1 protein-coding gene is annotated in these 1,419 nt (G+C 58.8%); it reads left to right on the top strand.

Annotation, left to right across the window (positions count from 1 at the left end):
* Nucleotides 1-57: 57 nt before the first annotated feature.
* Nucleotides 58-1,296, top strand: coding sequence for an IS256 family transposase (locus tag IEN85_RS22045; RefSeq protein ID WP_191619278.1), 1,239 nt, complete (start codon nt 58-60; stop codon nt 1,294-1,296).
* Nucleotides 1,297-1,419 lie beyond the last annotated feature (123 nt).

Consider the following 1,419-nt stretch of genomic DNA (forward strand, 5'->3'; position numbering starts at 1 on the left):
GAGGTGCCTTTCCGCCGATGATCCGGTAGGCAGTTGGTGTTCAAACAAATACCCAAGATGGAAGACACCAACGGAAAGACAGTAAACGAGACGATAACAGCCGAGGGATCGGCATCAAGCGAAGTCGTGAAGATCGACTTCGGCAACCTAAAGAAGGATCTGGGCGGCTTCGTTCGTGGAACCGTCGAGGAGGCGATAAACGGTCTGCTCGACGCCGAGGCCGACCAAATCTGCAACGCGAAGCGCTACGAACGCAGCGACGAGCGTTCGGCTCATCGCAACGGCCACTACGAGCGCAAGCTGCATACGGGAGCTGGCGAAGTTAAGCTGAAGGTCCCCAAGCTTCGCGGAGCGAGCTTCGAGACCCAGATCATCGAACGCTACCGCAGACGCGAGTCCAGCGTGGAGGAATCGCTGGTCGAGATGTACTTGGCTGGCGTGTCGGTCCGACGGATCGAGGACATAACCGAGGCCCTTTGGGGCGCCAGGGTAAGCCCTTCGACCGTGAGCGATCTCAATCAGAAGATATACGAACGGATCGAGGCGTGGCGGCAGCGACCCCTGCGAAGCCGCTACGTCTACGCGTTTATGGACGGGCTGTGGCTGAAGCGCTCGTGGGGAGGCGAGATGGAGAACGTGAGCGTGCTTGTCGCCATCGGCGTCAACGAGCATGGCTTCCGCGAGGTGCTCGGCGTCGTCGAGGGGATGAGCGAGTCGAAGGACAGCTGGCTGGAGCTGCTGAAGAACCTCTACTCGCGAGGACTCGAGAAGATAGACCTAACGGTTTCCGACAAGTCCAAGGGGCTCGTCGAAGCGCTTCCCGAGATCTATCCGGCAAGCAAGTGGCAGAGATGCCTCTTCCACTTCCACCGCAACGTGCTGGCCAAGGTCTCGCACAGCAAGAAGGCGACCGCGGCGGCGATGCTCAAGGCGATCCACGCCCAAGAGTCTGCCGAAGCGGCTACCCGCAAGGCGATCGAGGTGGCCGACGCGCTCGAGTCGATGAAGCTTGCCGCTGCGGCTGCGGTCCTTCGAGAGGGTGTATCCGAGAGCGTCACCTACTACCGGTTCCCCAGGAAGCACCACCGAAGCATACGGACCAACAACATGCTGGAACGGATAATGAAGGAGATCAGGCGACGAACCCGCGTTGTCGGTTGCTTCCCTGACGGCAAGAGCGCGTTGATGCTGGCTTGCGCCAGATTGCGATACGTCGCTTCGAAGTCGTGGTCGGACAGCCGAGTCTATCTGGACATGAAGCTGCTGGCCGAAGAAAACGAGGAGAAGAGCGCCTGAAGCGGCGGCAGCCCCCTCGGGGGCTAATTGACTTTTAGATACCTTTAACCAATAACCAAAAAACGAATACGCCACTGCCTTAAGGTACAGCTACCTTTTTGCGAAAGATTCCGGACACTAACT

The organism is Pelagicoccus enzymogenes (assembly GCF_014803405.1).
In the GTDB taxonomy this organism is placed as follows: Bacteria; Verrucomicrobiota; Verrucomicrobiia; order Opitutales; family Opitutaceae; genus Pelagicoccus; species Pelagicoccus enzymogenes.

Coding starts and splice junctions, on each gene's coding strand:
- IEN85_RS22045 (WP_191619278.1), top strand. CDS start 58: ATGGAAGACACCAACGGAAAGACAGTAAACGAGACGATAACAGCCGAG.